Annotated in this window: 2 protein-coding genes; both read left to right on the forward strand. The window is 62.1% G+C overall.

The features are described from left to right. Positions 1 to 261, forward strand: a 261-nt coding sequence (locus AC1DT3_RS22000) for a tRNA (cytidine(34)-2'-O)-methyltransferase (RefSeq protein WP_477467301.1), incomplete at its 5' end; no start/stop codon positions are given. Then, positions 254 to 1,150, forward strand: coding sequence for an oxygen-dependent coproporphyrinogen oxidase (gene hemF / locus AC1DT3_RS22005; RefSeq protein ID WP_477467302.1), 897 nt, complete (start codon positions 254 to 256; stop codon positions 1,148 to 1,150). The genes AC1DT3_RS22000 and hemF, both read left to right, overlap by 8 nt. The last annotated feature ends 17 nt before the right edge of the window (positions 1,151 to 1,167 follow it).

A 1,167-nucleotide genomic window follows, 5' to 3' on the forward strand; every position in this document is an offset into this window, starting at 1 on the left:
GCTACCACCAAGGCGGCGATCCCTTACACGGATTTCGCCTTCGAACCGACGGACATCATCATGCTTGGTCGGGAATCGGCCGGTGTGCCCGACGAGGTCCACGCAGCGGCGGATGCGAGAATCCTCATCCCCATGCAAGAAGGCCTGCGGTCCCTCAACGTGGCGGTGACCGCCGCCATGCTGATCGGCGAATCCTTGCGACAAACCGGCCTATTTCCTTCCGCGCCATCCCTGATCGAACGGACGTCGAGCGATGAATAACGATCCTGTAGTCGAACGCCTGAAAGCTGAGGCGCCCTTGTGGTTCGCGACGCTCCGGGACCGGATTTGCGCCGTTTTCGAAGCCATCGAGGACGAAACCACCGCTCCCTTGCCGCCCGAGGCCACGCTCCCGGGGCGTTTCGAACGCAAGCCATGGGAGCGCAAGGATCATGGCGGGCAACCCGGTGGTGGCGGCGTCATGTCGATGATGCGCGGCCGCGTCTTCGAGAAAGTGGGCGTGCACGTCTCAACCGTTCATGGGGAGTTCGCACCGGAATTCCGCGGTCAGATTCCTGGATCGGACGCCGATCCGCGCTTTTGGGCTGCGGGCATCTCGCTCATCGCGCATCCGTGGAATCCCAACGTTCCGACAGTTCATATGAACACGCGCTTCGTCGTGACGACGAAGCCATGGTTCGGTGGCGGGGCCGATCTCACACCCGTCCTCGACCGCCGCCGGACGCAGGATGATCCGGATACGGTGGCGTTCCACGAGGCGATGCGCAAAGCCTGCGACAAGCATCGGGATTCCGCCCCTTACGACAAATACAAAAAGTGGTGCGAAGAGTACTTCTTCCTCAAACACCGCAACGAGCAACGCGGCGTCGGCGGTATCTTCTACGATTACCACTGGTCGGGGGATCCGGATGAGGACCTCTCCTACACCCGCGACGTGGGCGAGGCGTTTCTCGCAGTGTATCCCGAGATCGTCAGGCGCAACGTCACCAGAACCTGGACGGACGCAGATCGCATCGAGCAGCAGGTGAGGCGCGGCCGTTACGTGGAGTTCAATCTGCTTTACGATCGCGGCACGATCTTCGGGTTGAAGACCGGCGGCAACATCGACTCGATCCTCTCCTCCATGCCGCCGACGGTCCGATGGCCGTGACTCGCCCGGCCTTGATC

This window comes from Microvirga sp. P4_G7 (genome assembly GCF_056401005.1).

Coding starts and splice junctions, on each gene's coding strand:
- hemF (WP_477467302.1), top strand. CDS start 254: ATGAATAACGATCCTGTAGTCGAACGCCTGAAAGCTGAGGCGCCCTTG.